Origin of the sequence: Sorangium sp. So ce406 (assembly GCF_051474675.1) — a bacterium.
Classification (GTDB): Bacteria; Myxococcota_A; Polyangia; order Polyangiales; family Polyangiaceae; genus Sorangium; species Sorangium cellulosum_G.
Map to the genome: position 1 here is coordinate 11,323,495 of NZ_CP150340.1, position 21,813 is coordinate 11,345,307.

Genomic DNA, 21,813 nt, shown 5'->3' on the forward strand with positions numbered 1-21,813 from the left:
CGTTCATGTCATGAGGGTGGCTCACGCAGGCACAGCCGCCGGAGCGGCGTGCGCGGCCGTGCGCGGCCGTGCGCGGCGCCGCACCCTGTCGAATGTTCTCCGTCGCATTCGAGGTGATCCTCGGCCGGGCTCCTCGACGGGCCGAGCGACCGGTGCTGCTCGGGAATCACTGCCGTGGTACTGTGCCAGCATGAAGCTCGCGCAGTCCAGGATTACGGCTCACGGGCAGATCTCGGTTCCCGCCGAGGTGCGCAAGCGCCTCGACCTGGTTCCGGGATCCATCCTGGAATGGGATGCCGAAGGTGATCGAATCACCGTGCGGCGCGTTGGTCGGCACAGCTTCGAGGACCTTCACCGGGCGCTGTTCTCGCCGGAACCCCAGCCGCGAAGCTTCGAGGATCTCAAGGAAGGCATCAGGCAGCGCATGAGGGCTCGCCGTGCGCGCCGCTGACACGAGCGCCTGCGCTCTCTGCGACGAATGCGGCAGCACCTACTTCCCCGATTCGTCGCAGATGGCCGGCCTTTGCGCCGAGTGTGCTCACCACCTGTACGGGTACCCGGAGTGCGTTCACGCGTTCGTCGAGCACCGCTGCTCACGCTGCGGATGGGACGGCTCGCGCTCAGCGTACCTCCGGGGCCGTCTCGGTGAGGAACGGTGAGACCCGCAGACCGCCCGGCAGGCTGGGGTCGTCGCCACATAACGAGGAAGGGATGAACATCTCCATCATTGACGCATGGCGCACGCGGGAAGCGCGTGAGTTCTTCCGGAACGTCTGGCCGATGTACGTCCACGAGCTCTCCGGATTCGATTCGAACTTCTATGTTCTGGACGATGCCGGTCGATGGCAACCGGACATCGTCGACGATTGGGTCTCCAGCGTGACGCCGCCCGGCAACCTGCGAGCTTCGCGGTCGGAGCAGGACCCGATGCAGCCGTTCCAGCGGACGCACGTCATCACGAGCGACAACCGACCGATCGGGTTCGTGTGTGTTGGCCTGCGACCGTTCAGGTACATGCCGGACGACGTCGATCTCTGCATCGCGGAGTTCTTCTTGATCCACGGGAGCCGTGGCACCGGCGCGGGCCGTCAAGCGCTCCAGTTGCTGCTCCATCGGTATCCAGGGCGGTGGCACCTCAGTGCCATCCATGACAACGCTCGGGCGATCCGGTTCTGGACCAGGACGCTGCCGCTCCTTGGAGTGAGAGAGCTTGAAACACGGCACGAGAGCGGCGATGTGACCTGGCGGTTCGTGGCAGAGCGTTGACGCGCGCTGGGCTGCCGAAATCTCGAATGAACCCGACGACGCTTCGCGTCGCGGGTCACGCCGTCGTTGGACGGACCGCCAGACGGACCGACGAGCGAGCGAGCTCAATACCGGCGCGAGGCAGGCGCGGGCAGGTGGCCGCGACATCCGCCGGGTGCGGGGCATCCTCACCAGACCCGCTTGACATGTATATACGCATGTATATACTTTGAGGCCATGGGAGCGATCCGGGCAAAAATTTTTCAGAACGGAGGAAGTCAGGCGGTTAGGCTTCCCAAGGAGTATCGGTTCCCCGAGGGTGAGGTGCTCATACGACGTGAAGGGCGCCGCGTGATCCTGGAGCCGCTGGACGAATGGCCTGCGAGCTTCCGCGCCTGCCTGGGGGCGTGGTCGGACGAGATCGACCGACCCGAGCAGGGTTCCGTCGACGACATCGAGGATCCGTTCGCGTGATGCTCCGATACATGCTCGACACTGACACCGTCAGCTTCGCCCTCCGCGGTCTCGGCGGTGTTTCTACGCGGCTGCTCGAGCACAAGCCTTCGGAAATTTGCATGAGCGTGATCACGCTCGCGGAGCTGCGATATGGTGCTGATCGTCGCAGCTCTCGCAAGTTGCACGCCATCATCGACGCGTTCGCCGCAGGTGTGACGGTTGTCTCGTTCGACGAGGCAGCGGCGGCGCGGTTCGGTACGGTTGCCGCAGCTCTCGTCCGCCAGGGCACGCCGATCGGTGAGTTCGATGCCCTGATCGCGGCGCATGCGCTCGCGCTCGACCTGACCCTCGTGACGAACAACACCAAGCATTTTAGCCGGGTCGACGGATTGCGAATCGACAACTGGGTCTGAAACGTAGCCACCCAACAAGTGCGGCCGGCGGCGCGAAGCGCCACGGCGGATCGAATGGTACAGGCCGGTGGTGATCCTGACCGTTCGTCAGACCAGCACGGGGAGCCGGCCTCGCCGTTCGTGGGTGGGCGACGTGGCCCTTGGTCGCGCGCCCGGCCGCCCGTTCAAGCGGTGTGTCGCCCGCTGCGGCGTTTCGTGGCATACGGCAGCACGAACAGGTACAGACCGCTGAACAGGAGTATGACGAGCGGGAAAAGCGCCAGGAGGCCCACCCAGACGGGCGTCTTCTCCTGTCCCATGGCGGCGATGTTGACGATGACGGCCGCCGTGAAGACGATGGACAACCAGCGATGGACCTGCCGAACCCATTGGTTCCAGTTCAAGGGGATCTCCTCTGAAGACAAGCCCGGAATGACCGGGGAAGTGACCTGCTGCGGGAGTGGTCTGCGCGCGTAGCCGCGACCTCGCTCAGCGGCGCGACTGGATCATCTTCCACCCGTTGCCCGAAGGATCCCGGAAGCCGGCGTCCACGGTGCCGAAGCGCTCCACGGGCTCCTGCGTGAACTCCACGCCTCGGGCGCGCATCCGGTCGTAGGCGGCGCGGCAGTCGTCGACCATCAGCACGAGCGGCGGCATCGCGCCCTTCGCCACGATCTCGCGCAGCGTCTGCGCGGTCCCCGCGTCGAGCGTCGGCGGCCCCGGCGCGAAGAGGCCGAGCTGGAAGGACGGCTGGTCCGGGTGCTGCACGGTGAGCCAGCGGTAGTCGCCGGCCCGCGCGTCGGTGTGGACGCGGAATCCGAGCTTCTCGACGTAGAACGCGAGCGCTTCATCCTGATCTCGAACGTACAGACCGACCACCTCGACACCCTGGCTCATGAAACCTCCGTTTCGTCGGATCCCTTGGTACCATCCGCCTCCTGCCGTCGCTTCTCCGAAACTGCGATCGTGAGATCCGGCCGGTGGGCGGCGCGCAGGAAGCAGGCGGGCACGCTCTCCAGGTCGTGCGGAGCGGCCCTCTCGCGGGCCCGGATCACGCCCGGGCTCTCCCCGGTGACGTCGCGAAAGGTGCGCCCGAACGTGCCCAGGCTCTTCCACCCCGTCTGAAACGCGATCTCCGTGATGGACAGGTCGGTGTCGCGGAGCAGCGCCGTGGCCCGCTCGATGCGCCGCGTGAGCAGGTACCGATGCGGCGGGACGCCGAAGGCCTCCTTGAAGGACCGCGCGAAGTGGGCTTCGGAGACGCCGCTCACGCGCGCCAGCCGCCGGACGGGCCACTCCTCGTGTGAGGCGGCGTCCATCCGGTCCTTCGCGCGCAGCAGGCGCCGCAGCAGCTCGGGGTCCTGGCTCACGCGTGCCCCCTGTCCCTCACGCGGGCTCCACGCCATCCCCGGGCGCCGGCGAGCGCGTGTGGGAGCCCGGAGGCCGTTCGACGCGATCGGTCACCAGGAGCGAGCCGCTGGACACGTCCCGAAGTCTACGACAACGGCCGCGTGGCCGTCGCCTGGGACGCGGCGTGGCAGCAGCGCAGCCAGCCCCGTGGGCCTCCCCACGTCTTCCGGTCGTCGGGCGGAGCGCGGAAGCGGGCGTGAACGGCCGCAGCAGCAGACCAGGTTCCGATCCCACCTTCGACGTGGCACAATGGCGCGGTCAACGACAGGGCTTCCCACAGGAGCGGGACGGAGAGCAAGCACGAAGGTGCACGCCGTCTCCAGGCCTGGCGAGCACGACGTCGGAGCCAGTCGACCCTCGCTCCTGCGCGCAGCCGCCGACGAGACCGCCGAGGCTCTCGAGAACGAAGGAGAAGACAGGTGACCAAGCCAGGTCCAGTGATCGCTTCGGATGTTCCGCCCCGCGCCAAACCGTCGAACTACCCGGAGCCGTTCGCCTCACGCGTCGCCGGCCGGCAGAAGCAGGTGCTGGGCGACGTCTTCGGGCTCAAGAACTTCGGCGTGAACCGCACGACGTTGAAGCCCGGCGCAGCGTCAGCCCTGCGTCACTGGCACTCGGTCCAGGATGAGTTCATCTACATTCTCTCGGGCCACCCCACGCTCATCACCGATGCAGGAGAAACGACGCTCCACCCCGGCATGTGCATGGGGTTCAAGGGGGGAGAGCCCGACGGGCATCATCTGGTGAACCGGTCGACGGAGGATGTCGTGTACCTCGAGGTCGGAGATCGCCTGCCGGGCGATTCCGGGTCGTACCCGGACGATGACCTGAAGGCCGTCATGGGGGCTGACGGCAAGTGGCAGTTCCAGCACAAAGATGGGTCGCAGTATTAGCGGTCAGCGCGCCTGACAGGCGGCCGGGGCTGACGAGCGCCTGCCGGGGCTCGCGGATCTCCCGCGGCCGTTGGGCATCACGAGGCGCATATGGCGAGGTGGGTGAAGCAGGCCGCCGCGCTGCCCGGCTGGGTCCCGTAGCTCAGGCGCGCGAGCGCGCGAGGCGATCGAGGAGCTCGGTGAGGAGGTGTCGCTCGCCCGGGGTGAGGACCGCGGCGTCGTCGAGCGAGGCCCGCAGCGCGATCGCCGCCTCCGCGGCGCCCGGACGACCCGTGACCGGCGCGGCGGTCGTGATCGCCGCGATGACGCTCTCGCGCGCGGCAACCGAGAGGCCGAGATCGCGGCGGTCCTCCGGCATGCCGAGCAGGACAAGGACCGTCCCGACCCCCGAGGCGCGCACCAGGTTCACGGCGCGCTCCTCGGGGACCCGCAAGCGCCCGGCCTGGGCCAGCCGCTGGATCCGTCGCTCGAGGATCGCGAGGCCCGAGGCGACGACCGGCGAGCGGTGACCCGGGCGCGGATCGCCGTTCATGAGCGCGAAGATCGCGGGGTGCGCGAGGCCGAACGCGACGTTGAAGTCCCAGCCCGCCCGCAGATCCTCGAGCGGATCGGCGAGCGGCACGTGCGCCTTCTTCTGCGCGATGTACCTCGCGAGGCCGTGCTCGGCCACGGCGTCGAGCAGGCCCCGCTTGTCGCCGAAGAGCCGGTAGATCGTGGGCGCCTGCACGCCCGCGGCGGCGGCGACGGCGCGCGTCGTCAGCGCGTCGCGGCCGCCCTCGGCGAGGAGCTCGGCGCCCGCCGCGATGATCCGCGCGCGCACGACGTCGTGGCCGCCGACCTCGTCGGCGACGGGGGGCAGCGGCCGACCCATGTCCCTGCCTACCGCGGCGTTGTTAGCGCCGATAGCAGATTCTTGTTAGCGGGTAGAATCAGTGCTAACGTGATGCTGGTATCATCGATAACAGGGCCGCGATGCGGCGGCCCGCGACCAGGGAAGAGGTCTCATGATCATCGTCACCGGAGCGACGGGCCAGCTTGGCCAGGGCATCGTGGAGCGCCTGCTCGAGCGCGTCGGCGCGGGCCAGATCGGGGTCAGCGTGCGCGATCCGAGGAAGGCCGAGGACCTCGCCTCGCGCGGGGTGCGCGTGCGGCGCGGCGACTTCGACGACGCCGCGAGCCTCCGCGGCGCGTTCGAGGGCGCGTCGCGGGTGCTGATCGTGTCGTCGAACGCCCGCGGGTCCGGCGGCGATCCCATCGCCCAGCACCGCGCGGCGCTCGCGGCCGCCCGCGAGGCCGGCGCCCGGCGGGTCTTCTACACAAGCCACATGGGCGTGAGCGCGACGTCGGCGTTCCCGCCGATGCACGACCACGCGGCGACCGAGCCCTTGCTCGAGGCCGCGGGGATGCCGTTCACGTCGCTACGCCACGGCTTCTACGCCGCGACCGCGGTCGAGCTCGTGCGCCGCGCGCTCGCGAGCGGAGAGCTCGTCGCGCCCGAGGACGGCAAGGTCTCGTGGACGGCGCGCGAGGACCTCGCCGAGGCCGACGCGATCGTCCTCGCCTCGGCGGCGACCCGCTTCGAGGGGCCGACGCCGGCCCTCACCGGCTCGGAGGCGCTCGATCTCGCCGACCTGGCGGCGATCGCGTCCGACCTCACGGGCCGCGCGATCAAGCGCGTCACCGTGCCTGACGACGCGTACCGCGCGAGCCTCGCCGCGCGGGGCGTGCCGGAGCGCATCCAGGAGCTGACCCTGGGCATGTTCGTCGCCAGCCGAAAGGGGGAGTTCGCGCGCGTCGATCCTGCGCTGGAGCAGCTCCTGGGGCGCCCTCCGCGCCGGGTGCGCGAGCTCCTCGCCCGCGCGCTTTCGCGCTGAGGCTCATCCCATCCGGAGCGCGGGCGTCACGACGTCTCGTCGCCGGACGCCAGGGTCCTGCGGAGTTGCGGGGCGCCGCTGGATCAACCGGGCAGGGCGGCGGTCAGGTCCAGCTCGACGAGCTGACCGGCGAAGCCGAGCGAGGCGACTCCGAGCAGGGTGCTGGCCGAACCGAAGGCCGGGCCGAGCGCCGAGGCGTTCAGTCGCCGCCACACCGCGTCCAGCACCTGGTGGTCGTCGCTGACAACGTAGATCACCGAGCGCACCACGTCGGCGGGCTGCGCCCCGACCGCGGCCAGGACGGTCAGGGCGTTCGCCGCCACCTGGTCGGTCTGCGCGAGGTGGTCGCCCGCGCCGACCAGGTTGCCCGCGAGGTCGAGTGGGCACTGGCCGGCGAGGAAGGCCAGCCGGCCCGCCTCGACGATCGTGACGTGGTGATAGCCGGGAGTCTCATGGACGCCGGACGGATTCATCTTACCTACGCGCATCGAGAGCTCGCCCTCCATCCTCATGGTGCTCGAGTGTCGCCAGGAACCTACCACGATGGCGAACCTCCGGTCTCCGCTACGCTCGCTTCCTCGACTCCCGCACGAGCCCACCACCGTCGCTCCACGGTAGCTCCTCCCGCTTCTGGAATCGCCCCGCGCCGCCTTCCGTTAGTCTGAGCACGCCTCATCGGATCTCCGCCCGTCCGCGGATCCCTGTCGTCACCGCAAGTCCGGTCCGATGAGGCGCATGCTCCCGAGGAGGCGCCCATGAAGGTGAGGATCGTCGTGAGTTACGTCCCCCGCTACCGCAGGGGACACCGCTTCCACTTTGTCCCGCCGGTCACCGGGATCCACCTCGCGGCGATCACCCCGCCGGAGCACGAGGTCGAGCTCTTTCACGAGCAGGTGCGCCCCGTCCCCGTCGACGCCGCGCCGGACGTCGTCGCGCTCTCGTTCTTCTCCGGCTTCGCGCGCCGCGCCTACACGCTCGCCGATCGCTACCGCGCCCTCGGCGTGCGCGTCGTCGCCGGCGGGCCGCACGTCTCGTACTGGATCGAGGAGGCGCTCCAGCACGTGGACGTGGTGGTCACCGGGGAGGCCGAGGCGGTCTGGCCCGAAGTCCTGCGCGATCTCGCGCGGGGCACGCAGCGACGCGTCTATCACGGCGAACCGGCCTCGCTCGCCGGGCTGCCGACCCCTCGTTACGATCTGCTCGAGAACCGCTTCCTCGTCCCCCGCGTGCTCCAGGCGACGCGCGGCTGCCCGTTCACCTGCAGCTTCTGCACGGTGCCCGACCTCAACCCCGGCTTCCGCGTGCGCCCCGTCGACGAGGTGATCCGCGACATCGCCACCACGCATTTCCCCCGCTTCTGGCAGGAGAAGGTCGCCTGGTTCTGGGACGACAACCTGCTCGTCCAGCGCCGCTGGGCCAAGGAGCTCCTGCGCGAGCTCGCCGGGCTCGACCGCTGGTGGCTCACGCAGGCCTCCATCGATATCGTCAAGGACCGGGAGCTCCTCGACGCGATGGAGCGGTCCGGCTGTATCGGCATCTTCCTCGGCATCGAGAGCCTCGACGAGGCCGATCTGAAGAGCGTCGACAAGCGCCAGAACCGCGTGCGCGAGTACCGCGAGGCCATCCGCAAGCTGCACGATCGTGGGATCTGCGTGATGGCAGGCTTCATCTCGGGCTTCGACGATCAGACGCCGGAGGTCATCGCCTCCACGGCCGATCGGCTGAACGAGATCGGCGTCGACGTCCCGTTCCTGAGCATCCTCACGCCGTTCCGGGGCACGCCGCTGTACGACGAGCACCGGCGAGACGGGCGTATCCTCGAAGAGCGCGACTGGCCCCATTACAGCGGCTACGGGGTCGCCTTCCGGCCGGCGCGCATGTCCCCCGAGCAGCTCCTCGCCGCGCACCGGCAGATGTGGAATCGCGCCTTCGGCCCCGCGGCGGTGCTCGAGCGCCTCGCGCGCGGCGCGCGGTCGTTGAGCCGCGGCGCCATGATGCTGTCGGCGACGATGAACGGCTTCTACGGCCTGAAGCAGGTCACCGGCAACGAGCCCGCCGCGCCGCCGCTCGAGCCGCGAGGGACGATCCGGCACCCCGCGCCCGGGGACGCGCCGGCCCGGCTCTCGCGCCTCGGCCTGAAGCGGGCAGAGGGCGCCGCCGTTCACCCGGAAGCGTCACGAGACCCCGCCGCCTCACCGGGGTGAGCACGGCGGAGCTCCAGGGAAAACGTGATGCGAACATCGAGGTCAGGCGTGAGCGCGCCGCTTGACCGCCGCGCGCAGGAATTCCGCCTTGCACGTCGCGTTCACCTTGCCGCACGGAATCAAGGCGAGGAGCTGCTGAACGGAGCGGCCGTATTGCCGGTTTGAACTCCAATCGGCCCCCCGCGGCTTCAGCGTAATTCTATTGCTCGGGCATATCGATGGCGGCCAGCCTCATGATCGCGCGCCGTGGTCGAGACGGTCCATTGAGCGCTGCGTGGCCGGAGCGGTGCTGTGTTATCGTGTCACACGAGCGCGGCCCGTATCCCTCGCCCACAGCACCTTCCTCGCTCTCGGCGGGGCCGCCGTGCCCCGGGCGCTGGGGCGCACCCTGGAAGAGGAAACACGATGCGCAGCATGCTTCTTCGCCTTCACGTCGTACCGATCCTGGTCGCCCTCGCCGCCGGCTGCTCGGGCGAGGTGAGCCGGCCCATGCCCGGCGTCGACGGCGCCCAGCGCCCACCGGATCAGCCGACGGATAAGCCGATCGACAAGCCGGGCGATCCGCCGATCGATCCGCCGATCGACCCGCCGATCGACGCGCTGCCGGATCAGCCGCTGGGGCCCGAGCAGCAGGCGGAGCTCGACGCGCTGCTCGCCGAGCGGGAGGCCTCGGCGGGCATGACCGCCGACGGCTTCGCCGCGGAGCACCCCGTCTCCTTCGCGTCGGGCCTTTCCTACGCGCCGGCGGACGCCGAGGGCATGTCGCTCCTCCAGAGCACCGCGCTCGCGCTCGACGACGACGAGCTCGCGAAGCTCTCCGAGAACGGATTCGTCATCTCGAGCAAGAAGTCCTTTCCGACGTTCGTCTACGGCTACGAGAGCATCTACGCGCTCGATCTGCCGCTCTACGTGTCCGCGGACTCGATCCTGTACGCGGTCCACCGCTCGTACGAGTCGATCCTGACGGCCCTGGAGTACGCCTCGCTCGCGCCCGAGCTCGGGACGATGCTGAAGGAGATGCGCGCGCGGCTCGCCGCGGGCGCTGGAGGAGAGTTCGGCGCCGAGGCGCGCGCCGACGCGGACCTCTTCACGGCCGTCGCGCTCGCGCTGCTCGACGGCGCGCCGGTCGCCCCCGTCGCGGGCGCTGACGCCGCCACGATCGACGAGCTCGTCGCGGGCGCCGAGGCCCACCAGGGCATGGGCGAGGTGCGCCTCTTCGGCGCCGACCGGCTCATGGACTTCTCGCAGTTCGAGCCGCGCGGCCACTACGCCGACCCCGTGCGCCCCCTGCTCGCGCGCTACTTCCGCAGCATGATGTGGCTCGGCCGCGTCGACTTCCGCTTCCTCGAGACCCAGCCGGACGGCACCCAGCGCTTCGACAGGCGGCAGCTCGAGGGCGCGTACGTGCTGCGCGCGCTCGCCGAGGCGAAGACCCTCGACCGCTACAAGCGCATCGACGACGCGATCCAGGCCTTCGTCGGCGAGAGCGACTATATGACGTTGCCCGAGCTCGACGCCCTGCTCGAGGACCTCGGCCTCGGGGACGCCGCCGGGCTCGCCGGCGTCCCCGACGAGCAGATCGCCAAGGTCGTTGTCGAGAAGGGCCACGGGACGCAGCGGATCTCGAGCCACATCATGATCAACGGGCTCGACAAGGGCACGCTCCCCCTCTCGTCGAGCTTCGCGCTGCTCGGCCAGCGGTACGTCGTCGACGCGCACGTGTTCTCGAACGTTGTTTACGACCGGGTGAAGGGCGGCGCGGTCAAGCGCATGATGCCGAGCCCGCTCGACGTGGCCTTCGCCGCGCTCGGCAACGACCAGGCGGGCCAGCTGCTCGCGCCGGAGCTCAGGCAGTTCGACTACGCGCCCGATCTGCACATGATGCGCGTGCTCGTCGACGCGCACCCCGGGGACTTCTGGGGAAAGAACCTTTACAATCGCTGGCTCGGCGCGCTGCGGGAGCTCTCACCGGCGCGGGCGCTCGGCGACGGCGGGGAGCTGCCCGGCGTGACGAAGACCGAGGCGTGGGGCCGGCGCCTCCTGAACACCCAGCTCGCCTCCTGGGCCGAGCTCCGCCACGACACCCTGCTTTACGCCAAGCAGTCGTACACGGGCGGGGCCACGTGCGAGTTCCCGGACGCGTACGTCGACCCGTACCCGGAGTTCTTCGCGCGCATCGCCGAGCTGGCCGAGCACGGCGGCGAGATCGTCGGCACGCTCGAGCTGCTGAACGCGGTGCCGCTCGAGCCGCTGCTCGACCAGCGCCTGCCGGCGTACTTCTCGCAGCTCCGCGACGTCGCGCGGACGCTCGGCGAGATGGCCGCGAACCAGCGTGCCGGCCTGCCCCTCACGCAGGAACACCTCGATTTCATCAACCAGGCCGTCAAGGTCCAGCGGGGTTGCGGCGTTCCGTTCGGCTCCAGCGGGTGGTACGCGCAGCTCTTCTTCGACCCGCTCAAGAGCGTGACGCAGGATCCGACGATCGCCGACGTGCACACCCAGCCGACGGACGCCGGCGGCGCGCCGGTCGGTCGCGTGTTGCACGTGGGCACCGGCCTGCCGCGGCTCATGGTCGTGACGGCCGATCCGTGCGGCGGCGCGCCGCGCGCGTTCGTGGGGCTCGCCTCGTCGTACTCCGAGACGATCACCGGGAACTTCGAGCGCATGACCGACGAGGAGTGGGCCGGCGAGATCAAGAGTGCGACGCCCGGCGACGTGCCCTGGATGAACGATCTCGTCTCCCGCTGATCCCGTCCTGGCAGAGCTCGGTGCCGACGATGGCGCCCCCGCGCTCGGCCAGATCTCGAGAGGAGCCCTGTCTCACACATCCTCGGCACCGGAGGATCCGTGAGCGCTTACCTCTCCTCTCCGCGCTCGCCAGCAGGAGATCGGGCCCGGGCTCGTGCGCGGGAGCGATTGACGCTCGAGCCGCCGCGAGAGGTGCCGCGCCTCACGAGCCGCGGCACCTCGGCCGCAAGGAAGTCCGCGAGCGCGCGCACCGCCGGGAGCTGCCCACGGCGCGACGGCACCAGCATCGTCACGCGGTGATCGCCGACCTGCCACCCGGGCAGCAGGCGCCGCAGCTCCCCGCGCGCGCGCTCGTCACCGCACGCGTACTCGGGCAGCGCGGCGACGCCGAGGCCCGCCACGGCCGCGCCCAGGAACGTCACGGAATCGTCGGTGCGCAGGCGCGGCACGAACGGGATCTCCTCGGTCGCCTCGCGAGAATGCAACCTCCAGACCGCGCGCGAGCTCGGGCCCCCGAGCAACAGCCCTGTATGGGTGCGGAGCTCGTCCGGCGTCGCGGGCACGCCGCGCGCATCGAGGTAGCGCGGCGCGGCCATGAGCACCCAGGGCGTCGGCGAGAGCAGCCGCTGCACCAGCCCGGTGTCCGGCAGCGGGCCGCCATAGCCGCGGAGCGCGAGGTCGAAGCGCTCCTCGACCAGATCCACGAAGCGATTGGTCGCGTGGAGGAACACGTCGACCTTCGGATGACGCGCCATGAAGCGCGGCAAGAGCGGCGCGACGAGGTGCTTGCTCATGCCGATCGAGCAGGTGATCCGGATCATCCCGCTGGGCTCCGCGACGCGATCGCGCGCCACGCTCTCGACGGCGTCCGCGGCGACGCGCATCGCGCGCGCGTGCTCGAGCACCTCTTCGCCCACGGCGGTGATGATGAACTTGCGCGAGGTGCGCTGGACGAGCCGCACCCCCAGCCGTTCCTCGAGGAGCTGGAGACGCCGGCTCAGGCTGGACTTGGGCACCCCGAGCGCGCGCCCCGCCGCCGACAGCCCGCCGTGCTCCGCGATGCGCGCGAATAGCGCGAGGTCGTTCCATTCGTCCATCCGACCGATCATCGTACCACCTGGTGGACGATGCGTCCAAATAGACCCCACTACCGGGTCGATCGTTCATGTAGCAGGATGATCGCATGGACAATCAACCCTTGCCCCGAGGGATCGGTGGTTCCGGGAGCCTTCGGGCTCGCCCGGCTCGAAAGGAGGCGGCATGACCGCGCTCGACGCCTATCTCGCGCGCATCGGATACGACGGCCCGCGCGCGCCGACGCTCGATACGCTGCGCGCCATCCACGCCCTGCATCCGCGTGCGATCGCGTTCGAGAACCTCGACCCGTGGTCGGGGCGGCGCGTCGACCTCTCCCCTGCGGCGCTCGAGCGCAAGCTCGTGCACGGCCGCCGCGGCGGGTACTGCTACGAGCAGAACGGGCTGCTCGCGCGCGCGCTGCACGCGCTCGGGTTCGAGGTGCGCGGGCTCGCGGCGCGCGTGCGGTGGGGCGTGCCCGAGGGCGAGACCAGGCCGCGCAGCCACATGCTGCTCCGCGTGGAGCTGGCGGAGGGGCCTTATCTCGCGGACGTCGGGTTCGGGGTGATCGCGCCGGTCGCGCCGCTCAGGCTGGTGCACGACGTCGAGCAGGAGACCCCGCTCGAGACCTTCCGGTTGCGCGGTGAGAATGGCGGTCAGGTGCTCGAGGTGAAGTCGGGTGAGGCCTGGCGCGCGCTGTACTGGTTCGATGGGACCGAGCAGCTCGCCGCCGATTACAACCTGTTCAACTGGTGGGTCTCGACGCACCCCGAGTCGCTCTTCGTGCGGAGCCTTGTCGTGGCGAGACCGACAGCGACCGGTCGCATCACGCTGTTCGACCGCGAGCTCACGGTCCGGCACCGCGACGGAGCTGTCGAGCAGCGCACGCTCGCGAGCGCGGACGCGCTGCGCGGCGCGCTCGAGGGGGAGTTCGGGCTCGACCTCTCGGGCCTGGACGGGATCGACGAGGCGCTGCGCCGCCTCGCCGAGGGCGAGCGCGCGCGGTGAAGGGGCCGTGTCGGCTCACCGGGCGGCCCCCGCCGCCAGCAGCTCGCCGGCGCGCTCGGTGGGCTTGTGGATCGAGCCTCCAGGGCGGTCGCGCAGGCTGCCGCCCTCGCGGCGAGACAGGCACGCTTGCGCCTCCGCGAGGATGGCGAGCGCGATCTCCTCCGGCGTGTCGCCCCCGAGATCGAGGCCGATCGGGCTGTGCAGGCCGCCGGCGCACGCGAACGTGGGATTGCCGCTCTCGGCCAGCAGGCGCTGCGTGCGGCGGCGCGGCCCCAGCAGGCCGAGGTAGGCGACGGGCACCGTGGAGAGCGCCCGCAGGAGCGCCCGGTCCTGCTCCACGCTGTGGGTCATGAGCACGCAGGCCGCTCCGGGCGGGATGGCGAGGCTGGCGAGCGGGGACGCGCGGTCCGTCACCACGACCTCGTCGGCGGCGGGGAAGCGGTCCCGGCGGGCGCGGTCGGCCCGGGCGTCCGCCACGGTCACGTGCCACCCGAGCTCCCTGGCGAGGCGCACGAGCGGGACCGCGTCGTGGCCGCCGCCGAACACCACGAGCGAGCGCGGCGGGCGTATCACCTCGAGGAAGACGTCGACCCGCGCGTGGGCGCCCCCGAACGCGACCTGCTCGGAGGCGCCGCGCTGCAGCGTGCTCGCGGCGCGCGCGGCGATGCTCCGCGCCAGCGCGGCGTCCGGCAGCCGGCCGCCGGCGCGGCCGTCCGCGTCGAGGGTCACGCGGTCGCCGACGCGAGCCCGCGAGGGGTCGACCGAGCCGATCACGGTCGCGAGCACCCCCGCGCGCCGCTGCGCCAAGCACGACGCCAGGAAGCGGATCGGCTCGACCGGCTCCTCTTCGTGGCGCAATCGCTCGAGCAGCACGTGAACGACCCCCTCGCAGCCGAGGTCATAGGGGCGCTCACCGTCTTCCTCCTCGCGCGTGCTGTACCGGGCGAGGGCGGGGCTGCCGGTGCGGGTCAACCACCACGCCTTGCGCGCCACCTCGCCTTCCAGGCAGCCGCCGCTCACCGAGCCCACGCGGCGCCCGTCCTCGACGAGCAGCATGCGCGCGCCGGGCCGTCGATACGCCGACCCCTCCACGCTCACCACCGTCGCCAGCACCGCGTCCTTTCGGTCGCGGACGGCCTCGGACCACAGCGAGATCACCGCACGTGCTTCGTTCACCGGTCCCCTCCTCGCGTCACAGCACGTCCTCGATCCGGACCGGCAAATGGCGGATGCGGCGCCCGGTCGCGTGATGGATGGCATTCACGATCGCGGGCGCCACGCCGACCATCACCACCTCGCCGAGACCCTTGACGCCCAAGCTGTTGATGACCGGATCCGGCTCGTCGATGAACTCCGCCTCGATCGACCCGATGTCCGCGTTGACCGGTATCACGTACTCCGCGAGATCGGCGTTGAGGAACCCGCCGTACCGAGGATCCACCTCGCTCACCTCGCGCAGCGCCGCGCCGATCCCCCAGACCACGCCGCCGAGGATCTGGCTGCGCGCGGTGCGGGGGCTGATGACCCGGCCACAGTCGACCACGCTCACCACGCGCGGCACGCGGATCCGCCGGGTGCGCGGCTCGATATGCACCTCGACGAACTGGGCGCAGTAGCTCATCGAGACGAACTCGGGGTAGGCCGGGCCGACGGCCGAGACGTGCCCCAGGGCGACGCGGTCGAAGATCGCTTCGGGCTGGCCGGGCGCGCGGTGGCGCGCCTCGACGTCGACGTGCGGCTCGCCGGCGTCGCGCAGGATCTGCTGGAACGTGCGGTTGGCGGGCCCGTTCCCCGCGAGCCGCTGCAGCTCTTGCAGCAGGTTCAAGGCCGCCTGGCGCACCGCGGGCAGGGTCGTGGCGGCCCCCCAGGAGCCCGCGGTGAGGTGCTGGGGCACGACACCCGTGCTCCCGACAAGCACGTTCACCGCCTCGGCCGGGACGCCGAGCTCCATCGCCACCGTGGCCGCGATGGCCGTGCGGATGCCCTGGCCCATCTCGTGTCCGCCGACGCTCACGAAGATCTCGCCCGCGTCGGTCAGGCGCAGCATCGCGACGGCCGGCGCGGTCGCCGCCTTGTACGCCCCGATCGCGACGCCCCACCCGACGAGCGTGCCGTCGTCCAGGCGCATCGAGCCCGGCTCCGGCGTTCGCCGCTCCCAGCCAAACCTCTCGGCGCCCCGCTCCAGGCACGCCACGACGTGCCGGGACGAGAAAGGTAGTCCGGTCAGCGGGTCCGCCGACGCGTCGTTGGCGACGCGGAGCGCGACAGGGTCGCGCCCGAGCGCGTACGCCAGCTCGTCGACCGCTGTCTCGAACGCGCACGCGGCGATGTGCTCGAAGGGGGCGCGCGCGAAGCCCGGCGTCTGGATGTCGTTGCGGACCAGGCGCTCGCGGCCACGGAAGTTCGGGATGCCGTAGAGGCGCGCGGTCAGATCCGCGTAGATCGCCGGGAAGAGGTCGTGACGCGAGGTCTGGTGATCGACCTCGTGCACGGCGGCCACCAGGGTCCCCGACGCGTCGGCCCCCAGACTCACCGTATGGCGGCTGGCAGGGCGGAAGCTGGCGCCATTGAAGACCTGCGCCCTGGGCACCACCAGCTTGACCGGTCGGCCGAGCTCGCGCGCGGCCAGCGCGACAAGCGCTGTATGGGACTGCAACGAGTTCTTCTGGCCGAAACCCCCGCCCGCCGTGGGCGAGAGCACCCTGACCCTGGCCGGCGACAGGCCGAACACCTGGGCCAACCCGTGCCTGAGCGCCTCGGCGTTCTGCGTCGATTCGCGGACCGTGAGCGTCCCGCCGGACCACTCCGCCACGGTGGCCAGGAGCTCCATCGGGTTCTGGTGCTGGGGAGGACCATCAAACGTCGTGTCCACGCGCACCGCGGCCGCCGACAGCGCCCCGTCCGCGTCGCCGGCGACCCGATCCGCGAAGGCCGGCTTCGGAAGCGGGGAGTCGGCCTGCGCGAGGATCTCCGCGCCTTCCGCGTCGAGCCGCACGCTGGGGGCCTCCTGCTCGTACGTGGCGCGGACGAGCGCCGCGCCCTCTCTGGCCGCCTCGAGGGTGTCGGCCACCACGATCGCGATCGGCTGGCCGCGGTAGGCGATCGCGGACTGCAGCATCGGCAGCAGGCTCTGGACGCCGTAGCCGCCGCCGAGCACATACCCGGGCGACTTCATGCCTGCCGTGTCGCTGTGGGTCAGGACCAGCCGAACGCCGGAGACGGCGCGGGCGTCGTGCACATCGATGCTCACGAGGCGACCGCGGCCGATCGTCGCCACCGCGAGCATCGCGTGGGCGAGCCCCGGGACGACATGGTCGGCGGCATACTGGGTCGCGCCGCGGACCTTCTCGCGCGCGTCGACCCTGGGGATATCCGGGTTGCTCATGGCTCTCCTGCCCTCTCTCGTGCGATCATCAAGGCGTCCGTGACCGTCCGCGCCCCGAGCTCGACCTTGAACGCGTTGTGGGTGCCTGGCCTCGCGGCCGCGAACGCCGCCTGGCCAGCGCGCTCTGCGACTTCCACGGTGAGGGGCTGGCCGAGCAACGCGCCCTCGGCCTCCCGCGACCGCCAGGGCCGGGTCGCGACGCCGCCGAGGGCGACCCGCGCTTCCTCGATCACGCCGCCGCTGAGCCGGACGGCGACGGCCGCCGACGCGAGCGCGAACGCGTAGGACTCGCGGTCGCGTATCTTGTGATAGGTCGACGCCCGGCCCGCCTGGGACCTCGGGACGCGGACGCGGACGATCAGCTCGTCAGCGGCCAGGTTCGTCTCGGCGTCCGGCGTCTCGCCCGGCTCCCGGTGCAGCTCCAGGAGGGGAATCGAGCGCTCGCCCCGCGGGCTCAGCGTGTCTACCACCGCGTCGAACGCCGCCAGGGCCACGCCCCAGTCCCCCGGATACACAGCGGCGCACGCGTCGCTCGCGCCGAAGAGCGCGTTGCCGCGATCCACGCCGTCCCGCGCCGCGCACCCGCTGCCGGGCGCCCGCTTGTTGCAGGGGAACGCCTCGCCTCCGCGGAAATAGGCGCAGCGGGTCCGCTGAAGCAGGTTTGCACCCAGCCGGGCCATGTTGCGGAGCTGCTGCGAGGCGGCCTTCCACAGCGCCTCCGACAGCGCGGGGTAGTCCTCCCGCAGCCGGCGATCTGCGGCCACATCGCTCATCCGCGCCATCGCCCCGAAGACCAGCTCGTCCGGACCGGAGGTGTCGAATTGCGCGAGCGCGTCGAGGTGGGTGACGTCGATGATCCGGAGGGGGGCCTCCACGCCGAGCTTCATGAGATCGTAGAGCGTGGTCCCTCCCGCCAGGAACCGGGCTCCGGGGCCGAAGTCGGCCATGGCCTCGACGGCCTCGGCCGGCGTCGCGGGGCGCGCGTACGTGAAGCTTCGCATGGCTCAGGTCCCCTCGATCTCGGGCGCCGCTTGCTGGATCGCGGCGACGATGGCCGTGTAGGCGCCGCACCGGCACAGGTTGCCGCTCATGTACTCGCGTATCTGCTCCGCGGACCCGGCGTTGCCCTCGCGGACGCAGGCCACCGCCGCCATGATCTGGCCGGGCGTGCAATACCCGCACTGCAATGCATCGTGATCGATGAAGGCCTGCTGCATCGGGTGCAGCCGCCCGTCGCTCGTCGACAGCCCCTCGATCGTCGTGATCTCCCGGCCGTCGGCCTGCACGGCGGCGGTGAGGCAGGACGCGACGCGACGGCCGTCGAGGTGCACGGTGCACGCGCCGCACTGGCCGTGGTCGCAGCCCTTCTTGGCGCCGGTCAACTGGAGCTGCTCGCGGAGCACATCGAGGAGAGACGATCGCAGGTCGATGCCGACCTCGACCCTCGCGCCGTTGACGATGAACCCGAGGGTCGCGTCCGCGTTCGTCACCGGGCTGTCGGCGGGGCCGCAGCCGATCCCGTGCAGCGACAGCCCGCTGGCCGCGGCCGTCGTCGCCGCGATCGAGCCCGCGGTGAACTGACGTCGCGTGAGGAGGGAGGCCGCCAGCAGCCTGGCGCCGGCGCTCGGCTCATCGGCGGTCTCCCTGGATGGCGCTCCAGGATCAGGCACGGAGGGAGTTGTCTTGTCGCGCATGGTGATCTCCTCGCAAAGCGACCATGCCCCCGCGCATCCCACCCCACCAAGGAATAGGGTACATACGTCACATGAACGCCGGTTATGGGAGAGACCTCGACCTCAACCTCCTGCGCGTGTTCGTGGTGGTCGCAGACACGGGCAGCGTCACCGCGGCGGCCAGCCGGCTGTACCTGACCCAGCCGGCGGTCAGCGCGGCGCTGCGCCGGCTGACAACGACCATCGGCGCTCCGCTGTTCGTGCGGCGGGGGCGAGGGCTCGCGCTCACCGGGCGGGGCGCGCGGCTGCACGCGGCGCTCTCGCCCCACCTCCAGGCGATCGTCGACGCCGCGCTCAGCGAGCCGCACTGGAGCCCGGCGACCAGCGAGCGCACGCTGCGCATCGGTCTGTCGGATACGTGCGAGCTCTGGCTCCTGCCCGCGCTGCTCCGCGCCCTCGCGCGCGAGGCGCCGCGGATGCGCGTGATCGCCGTGCCGGTGCAGTTCCGCACGGTCGCGGCGGCGCTCGCGAGCGGCCTCGACGCCGCCGTCACCGTCGCCGATGAGCTCCCCGTGACCGTGCGCCGACAGCCGCTGTTCTGTAGTGGCTTCGTGTGCCTGTTCGATCCGCGCCACACGCGCCTCCGGCGCAAGCCGACCGCGGACGAGTACTTTGCGCTCGAGCACGTGATCGTCAGTTACAACGGCGACCTGCGCGGCATCGTCGAGGACGTGGTGCAGCGCCCGCGCAACGTCCGCTGCTCGGTCTCGTCGTTCGCGATGCTCGGCGCGCTGCTCGACGGCAGCTCCCTTGTCGCCACCGTCCCCGCCCTCGTCGCGGCGAACATTCGCGAGACCCGGAGCCACCTCGCCACGCGCCCGCTGCCGTTCGAGATCGAGGGCACGCCGACAGAGCTCCTGTGGCCTTCAGGCACCGACGACGACGAGGCGTGCCGGTTCGTGCGCGGCAAGATCCTCGAGCTCGCGCGGTCCGCCTTGCCGAGGCTCTAGATGATCAATCGATGGAGAGACCGTCGAGCGCTGCCCGCCGGTAGGCCGCCGGCGTCGTGGCGAAGTGGCCCCGGAACAGGCGCGTGAAGTGGCTCGTGTCGCGGAAACCCCAGCGCGCGGCGATCTCGAACACCGTGTCGTCCGGGCGGGTCGAGAGCTCGCTCGCCGCCCGCTCGAGGCGACGTCGCCGGATGTGCGCGGCCAGCGAGCTGCCGAGCTGCTCTGCCATCACGCCGTCGAGATAGCGGCGGCTCACCCCCTGCGCCCGCGCGATGTCCGCCGGCTGGAGCGCCGGGTCGCCGAGGCGCAGCTCGATCTCGGCCAGCGCCCGCTCGACCCGGGCCCGCGGAAGCTCGGGCGCGCGGCCGCACATCCCGATCGCCTCGAGCACCACGCCGACGGCCGCCACGCAGTCGCGCTCCGACAGCGACGCGCTCTCGCGCAGGATCTGGCGCAGGAGCCCCGCCACGACCCGCTCGCCTGCGTGCTCTTCGCCGCGCCCGACGGCCGTCCGGAGGTCGACCCCCGGGTGCCGCTGCTGCACCACCGAGAGCGGCAGCCGCAGCAGCAGCCGCCGCCCCCGGCTCATCGAGAGCTCGAAGGGGGCGTCCGACTGGATCCAGGCGAACGTCCCCTCGCGCAGGATTGCCCGGCGGCCCCCCTGCGCGACCACCCCCTCGCCCTCGGCCACGGCGACGATCTTGAGCAGCCCCGTGGCGTGCTGGGGCTCGCAGCGGACCTCGAACGGCGCGTCGCCGAGCCAGAGCAGCTCGCCCGGGCCGGCCCGCACCGCGCGCTCGAGCATCGAGTCCGGGGGCGCCGCCACGTGGGTCAGTTCCATCGTGGACCATCCGCCGCGTCGAATCGGGCCAGGCGCTGCCCGCCGCGGCGCCCCACGCTGGGACCAGGCTTTCGGCCCCGGAGGAACATCATGTCTGACGTCCAGATCATTCGCGTGCCCATTCTACCCTTTCGCATGCTCAACGCCCACCTGCTCGTCGGCGCCGCGGGGTGCGTGCTGATCGACGCCGGCGTGCCGGGCGCGGCGCCCAGGGTGGGTGAGGCGCTGACCCGCGCGGGCCGCGGCTGGTCCGACCTGAAGTTGATCGTGGTCACTCACGCCCACGTCGACCACGCCGGGGGCGCCGCCGCGCTGCGCGAGCGGTCCGGAGCGCTCGTCGTCGCCCACGAGGCCGAGGTCGAGCACCTCAACGGGCGTGCCCCGATGACCTTCTGCCCGACCGGGTGGTTCGGCCGCGTGTTCGTCCGGGCCCCTCTCGTGCACGAGCGCTACGCCCCCGTCGCGCCCGATCTCGTGCTGGCCGGCAACGAGACGCTCGACCTGGCGCCCTACGGGGTCGCGGGTCGCGTGCGCCACACGCCGGGACACACCCGGGGGTCGCTCTCGGTCGTCCTCGAGTCGCGCGAGGCGCTGGTCGGCGATCTGGTGGCCTCGGGGCTGATGCTGGGCGGGCTGGCGCGCATGGGCCACGCGATCCGGCCCCCCTTCGAGCTGGACCCGCGCGCCGTCGGCGTCGAGCTGGAGCGGCTGGTCGACGAGGGGGTGCAGACCTTCTACCTGGGCCACGGAGGGCCGCTCGGCGCCGCCGAGGTGCGGCGGCACGCCCGCGTGCTGGCCGGCTCCGTCGCCGGCGTGCCCCACCTGCAGCGGATGCCCCAGCCGCGGTGAGCGCGGCGGCACGGGGCAGGGGGCAGGGGGCAGGGCAGGTAAAGCAAAACGAACCGAGGCGTTCGAGGGGGAATCGCCGCGCCCAACTCGGGTGATAGAAGGTCCTTTGCGCGACCGATCGACTGCAGGGGTTCACGGCCGTCGACATCGTGGCCAGACGTCTGGCTGGGCGTGGCCAGACGTCTAGTAGTGGTCAATTTCGACCAACCGAGCGAGGCAGGCCTTAACGACCGACGTCTTCTCGACGCTACCCGCCATCGGGCGATGGTGTCTGGGAGTGCATCGGCATCTCCCGTTGCCTACCAGGCTAGCGGCGATACTTGGCTCCACTCGACCTCGGGGACTCATGGCTCCGGGAAATCGGAGCAGACGAACGCGCCACCAGGAGAGTTGAGGCAGTTGCCGCTCGCGCACTGCTCGTCGAGGGTACAATCCTCGGTAGGCGCCAGCTTACAAGCGCCATCGCCGTCGCAAACGTTAGCGCCGCTGCAGTCCGCCCCGTCGTAGTCGCCGGGGGTTACATTTGCGCACGTGCCCACCCAGCCATCGAGGTTGCATGCCTGGCAGGCCAAATCACAACCGACATCGCAGCAGACGCCGTCAACGCAGTTGCCGCTCCCGCAGTCCTCCGGTGCCACGCACGTCTGTCCGTTGGCGGACTTACATTCGCTTGCGGCGTCACACGCTTGGAGCCGCCCGCAGCGTAGCCCCGGCGTGCCGGGCGCGGCCGGCTCGCACTTCTTCGTGTCCG

22 protein-coding genes are annotated in these 21,813 nt (G+C 71.2%); 11 read left to right on the forward strand and 11 right to left on the reverse strand.

Translation table 11 applies throughout. From position 1 onward, the window contains the following. Positions 1-190 precede the first annotated feature (190 nt). The 4 genes from WME96_RS42605 to WME96_RS42620 all read left to right on the forward strand — a co-directional run bounded on the left by WME96_RS42605 (position 191) and on the right by WME96_RS42620 (position 2,114). Positions 191-451, forward strand: coding sequence for an AbrB/MazE/SpoVT family DNA-binding domain-containing protein (locus WME96_RS42605; protein WP_437287252.1), 261 nt, complete (start codon positions 191-193; stop codon positions 449-451). A gap of 260 nt (positions 452-711) precedes the next feature. Beyond that, positions 712-1,266: a GNAT family N-acetyltransferase gene (locus WME96_RS42610; protein ID WP_437287253.1), complete on the forward strand. Its 555-nt coding sequence runs from the start codon at positions 712-714 to the stop codon at positions 1,264-1,266. A gap of 216 nt (positions 1,267-1,482) precedes the next feature. Beyond that, positions 1,483-1,719 carry an antitoxin gene (locus tag WME96_RS42615; protein WP_437287254.1) on the forward strand — a complete coding sequence of 79 codons (237 nt, stop codon included), beginning with the start codon at positions 1,483-1,485 and terminating at the stop codon, positions 1,717-1,719. An 11-nt stretch (positions 1,720-1,730) separates the two neighbouring features. Next, positions 1,731-2,114, forward strand: coding sequence for a PIN domain-containing protein (locus WME96_RS42620; RefSeq protein ID WP_437287255.1), 384 nt, complete (start codon positions 1,731-1,733; stop codon positions 2,112-2,114). Between the two features lie 164 nt (positions 2,115-2,278). Here the strand turns inward: WME96_RS42620 and WME96_RS42625 are convergent, their stop codons facing one another. From WME96_RS42625 to WME96_RS42635, 3 genes are all read right to left on the reverse strand, one after another. Continuing rightward, positions 2,279-2,497, reverse strand: a complete 219-nt coding sequence (locus WME96_RS42625) for a hypothetical protein (protein ID WP_437287256.1) — start codon at positions 2,495-2,497, stop codon at positions 2,279-2,281. 85 nt (positions 2,498-2,582) lie between these two features. Continuing rightward, on the reverse strand, positions 2,583-2,990 hold the full coding sequence (locus tag WME96_RS42630; protein ID WP_437287257.1) for a VOC family protein: 408 nt from the start codon (positions 2,988-2,990) through the stop codon (positions 2,583-2,585). Continuing rightward, positions 2,987-3,499 (reverse strand): helix-turn-helix domain-containing protein, encoded by a 513-nt coding sequence (locus WME96_RS42635; protein WP_437287258.1) that lies wholly within the window; start codon positions 3,497-3,499, stop codon positions 2,987-2,989. The genes WME96_RS42630 and WME96_RS42635 overlap by 4 nt, the downstream gene beginning before the upstream one ends. Before the next feature lie 423 nt (positions 3,500-3,922). Between WME96_RS42635 and WME96_RS42640 the strand changes: the two genes are divergently transcribed. Beyond that, a complete protein-coding gene (locus WME96_RS42640) occupies positions 3,923-4,396 on the forward strand; it encodes a cupin domain-containing protein (RefSeq protein ID WP_437287259.1) in 474 nt (157 codons plus the stop codon). 142 nt (positions 4,397-4,538) lie between these two features. Here WME96_RS42640 and WME96_RS42645 read toward each other — a convergent pair whose 3' ends face one another. Continuing rightward, on the reverse strand, positions 4,539-5,267 hold the full coding sequence (locus WME96_RS42645) for a TetR/AcrR family transcriptional regulator (RefSeq protein WP_437287260.1): 729 nt from the start codon (positions 5,265-5,267) through the stop codon (positions 4,539-4,541). Positions 5,268-5,400: 133 nt separating this feature from the next. Here WME96_RS42645 and WME96_RS42650 point away from each other — a divergent pair, with 133 nt between their 5' ends. Further along, a complete protein-coding gene (locus WME96_RS42650; RefSeq protein ID WP_437287261.1) occupies positions 5,401-6,270 on the forward strand; it encodes an NmrA family NAD(P)-binding protein in 870 nt (289 codons plus the stop codon). A gap of 83 nt (positions 6,271-6,353) precedes the next feature. Here the strand turns inward: WME96_RS42650 and WME96_RS42655 are convergent, their stop codons facing one another. Continuing rightward, positions 6,354-6,758, reverse strand: coding sequence for a RidA family protein (locus WME96_RS42655; RefSeq protein ID WP_437292413.1), 405 nt, complete (start codon positions 6,756-6,758; stop codon positions 6,354-6,356). Positions 6,759-7,025: 267 nt separating this feature from the next. Between WME96_RS42655 and WME96_RS42660 the strand changes: the two genes are divergently transcribed. After that, entirely contained in the window at positions 7,026-8,474 is a 1,449-nt protein-coding gene (locus WME96_RS42660) for a B12-binding domain-containing radical SAM protein (RefSeq protein ID WP_437287262.1), read from the forward strand. A gap of 405 nt (positions 8,475-8,879) precedes the next feature. Beyond that, positions 8,880-11,222: a DUF3160 domain-containing protein gene (locus tag WME96_RS42665; RefSeq protein ID WP_437287263.1), complete on the forward strand. Its 2,343-nt coding sequence runs from the start codon at positions 8,880-8,882 to the stop codon at positions 11,220-11,222. 107 nt (positions 11,223-11,329) lie between these two features. Here WME96_RS42665 and WME96_RS42670 read toward each other — a convergent pair whose 3' ends face one another. Continuing rightward, positions 11,330-12,319, reverse strand: a complete 990-nt coding sequence (locus WME96_RS42670; RefSeq protein ID WP_437287264.1) for a LysR substrate-binding domain-containing protein — start codon at positions 12,317-12,319, stop codon at positions 11,330-11,332. 163 nt (positions 12,320-12,482) lie between these two features. Here WME96_RS42670 and WME96_RS42675 point away from each other — a divergent pair, with 163 nt between their 5' ends. Beyond that, entirely contained in the window at positions 12,483-13,304 is an 822-nt protein-coding gene (locus WME96_RS42675; protein ID WP_437287265.1) for an arylamine N-acetyltransferase family protein, read from the forward strand. Positions 13,305-13,319: 15 nt separating this feature from the next. Here the strand turns inward: WME96_RS42675 and WME96_RS42680 are convergent, their stop codons facing one another. Genes WME96_RS42680 through WME96_RS42695 form a run of 4 tightly spaced genes read right to left on the reverse strand, consistent with a single transcriptional unit; the run spans position 13,320 to position 18,383 of the window. Next, positions 13,320-14,480: an XdhC family protein gene (locus WME96_RS42680; RefSeq protein WP_437287266.1), complete on the reverse strand. Its 1,161-nt coding sequence runs from the start codon at positions 14,478-14,480 to the stop codon at positions 13,320-13,322. 16 nt (positions 14,481-14,496) lie between these two features. Further along, positions 14,497-16,689, reverse strand: coding sequence for a xanthine dehydrogenase family protein molybdopterin-binding subunit (locus WME96_RS42685; RefSeq protein WP_437287267.1), 2,193 nt, complete (start codon positions 16,687-16,689; stop codon positions 14,497-14,499). Beyond that, complete coding sequence (locus tag WME96_RS42690) at positions 16,686-17,690, reverse strand: FAD binding domain-containing protein (protein WP_437287268.1); 1,005 nt, start codon at positions 17,688-17,690, stop codon at positions 16,686-16,688. Before WME96_RS42690 ends, WME96_RS42685 begins: the two co-directional genes overlap by 4 nt. Positions 17,691-17,693: 3 nt before the next feature. Further along, positions 17,694-18,383, reverse strand: a complete 690-nt coding sequence (locus tag WME96_RS42695; RefSeq protein WP_437287269.1) for a (2Fe-2S)-binding protein — start codon at positions 18,381-18,383, stop codon at positions 17,694-17,696. Between the two features lie 71 nt (positions 18,384-18,454). On the opposite strand from WME96_RS42695, the gene WME96_RS42700 reads away from it, so the two are divergent. Further along, entirely contained in the window at positions 18,455-19,372 is a 918-nt protein-coding gene (locus tag WME96_RS42700) for a LysR family transcriptional regulator (RefSeq protein WP_437287270.1), read from the forward strand. A gap of 4 nt (positions 19,373-19,376) precedes the next feature. Here the strand turns inward: WME96_RS42700 and WME96_RS42705 are convergent, their stop codons facing one another. Further along, positions 19,377-20,213 carry a helix-turn-helix transcriptional regulator gene (locus tag WME96_RS42705; protein ID WP_437287271.1) on the reverse strand — a complete coding sequence of 279 codons (837 nt, stop codon included), beginning with the start codon at positions 20,211-20,213 and terminating at the stop codon, positions 19,377-19,379. A gap of 90 nt (positions 20,214-20,303) precedes the next feature. Between WME96_RS42705 and WME96_RS42710 the strand changes: the two genes are divergently transcribed. Further along, complete coding sequence (locus WME96_RS42710) at positions 20,304-21,062, forward strand: MBL fold metallo-hydrolase (protein ID WP_437287272.1); 759 nt, start codon at positions 20,304-20,306, stop codon at positions 21,060-21,062. The last annotated feature ends 751 nt before the right edge of the window (positions 21,063-21,813 follow it).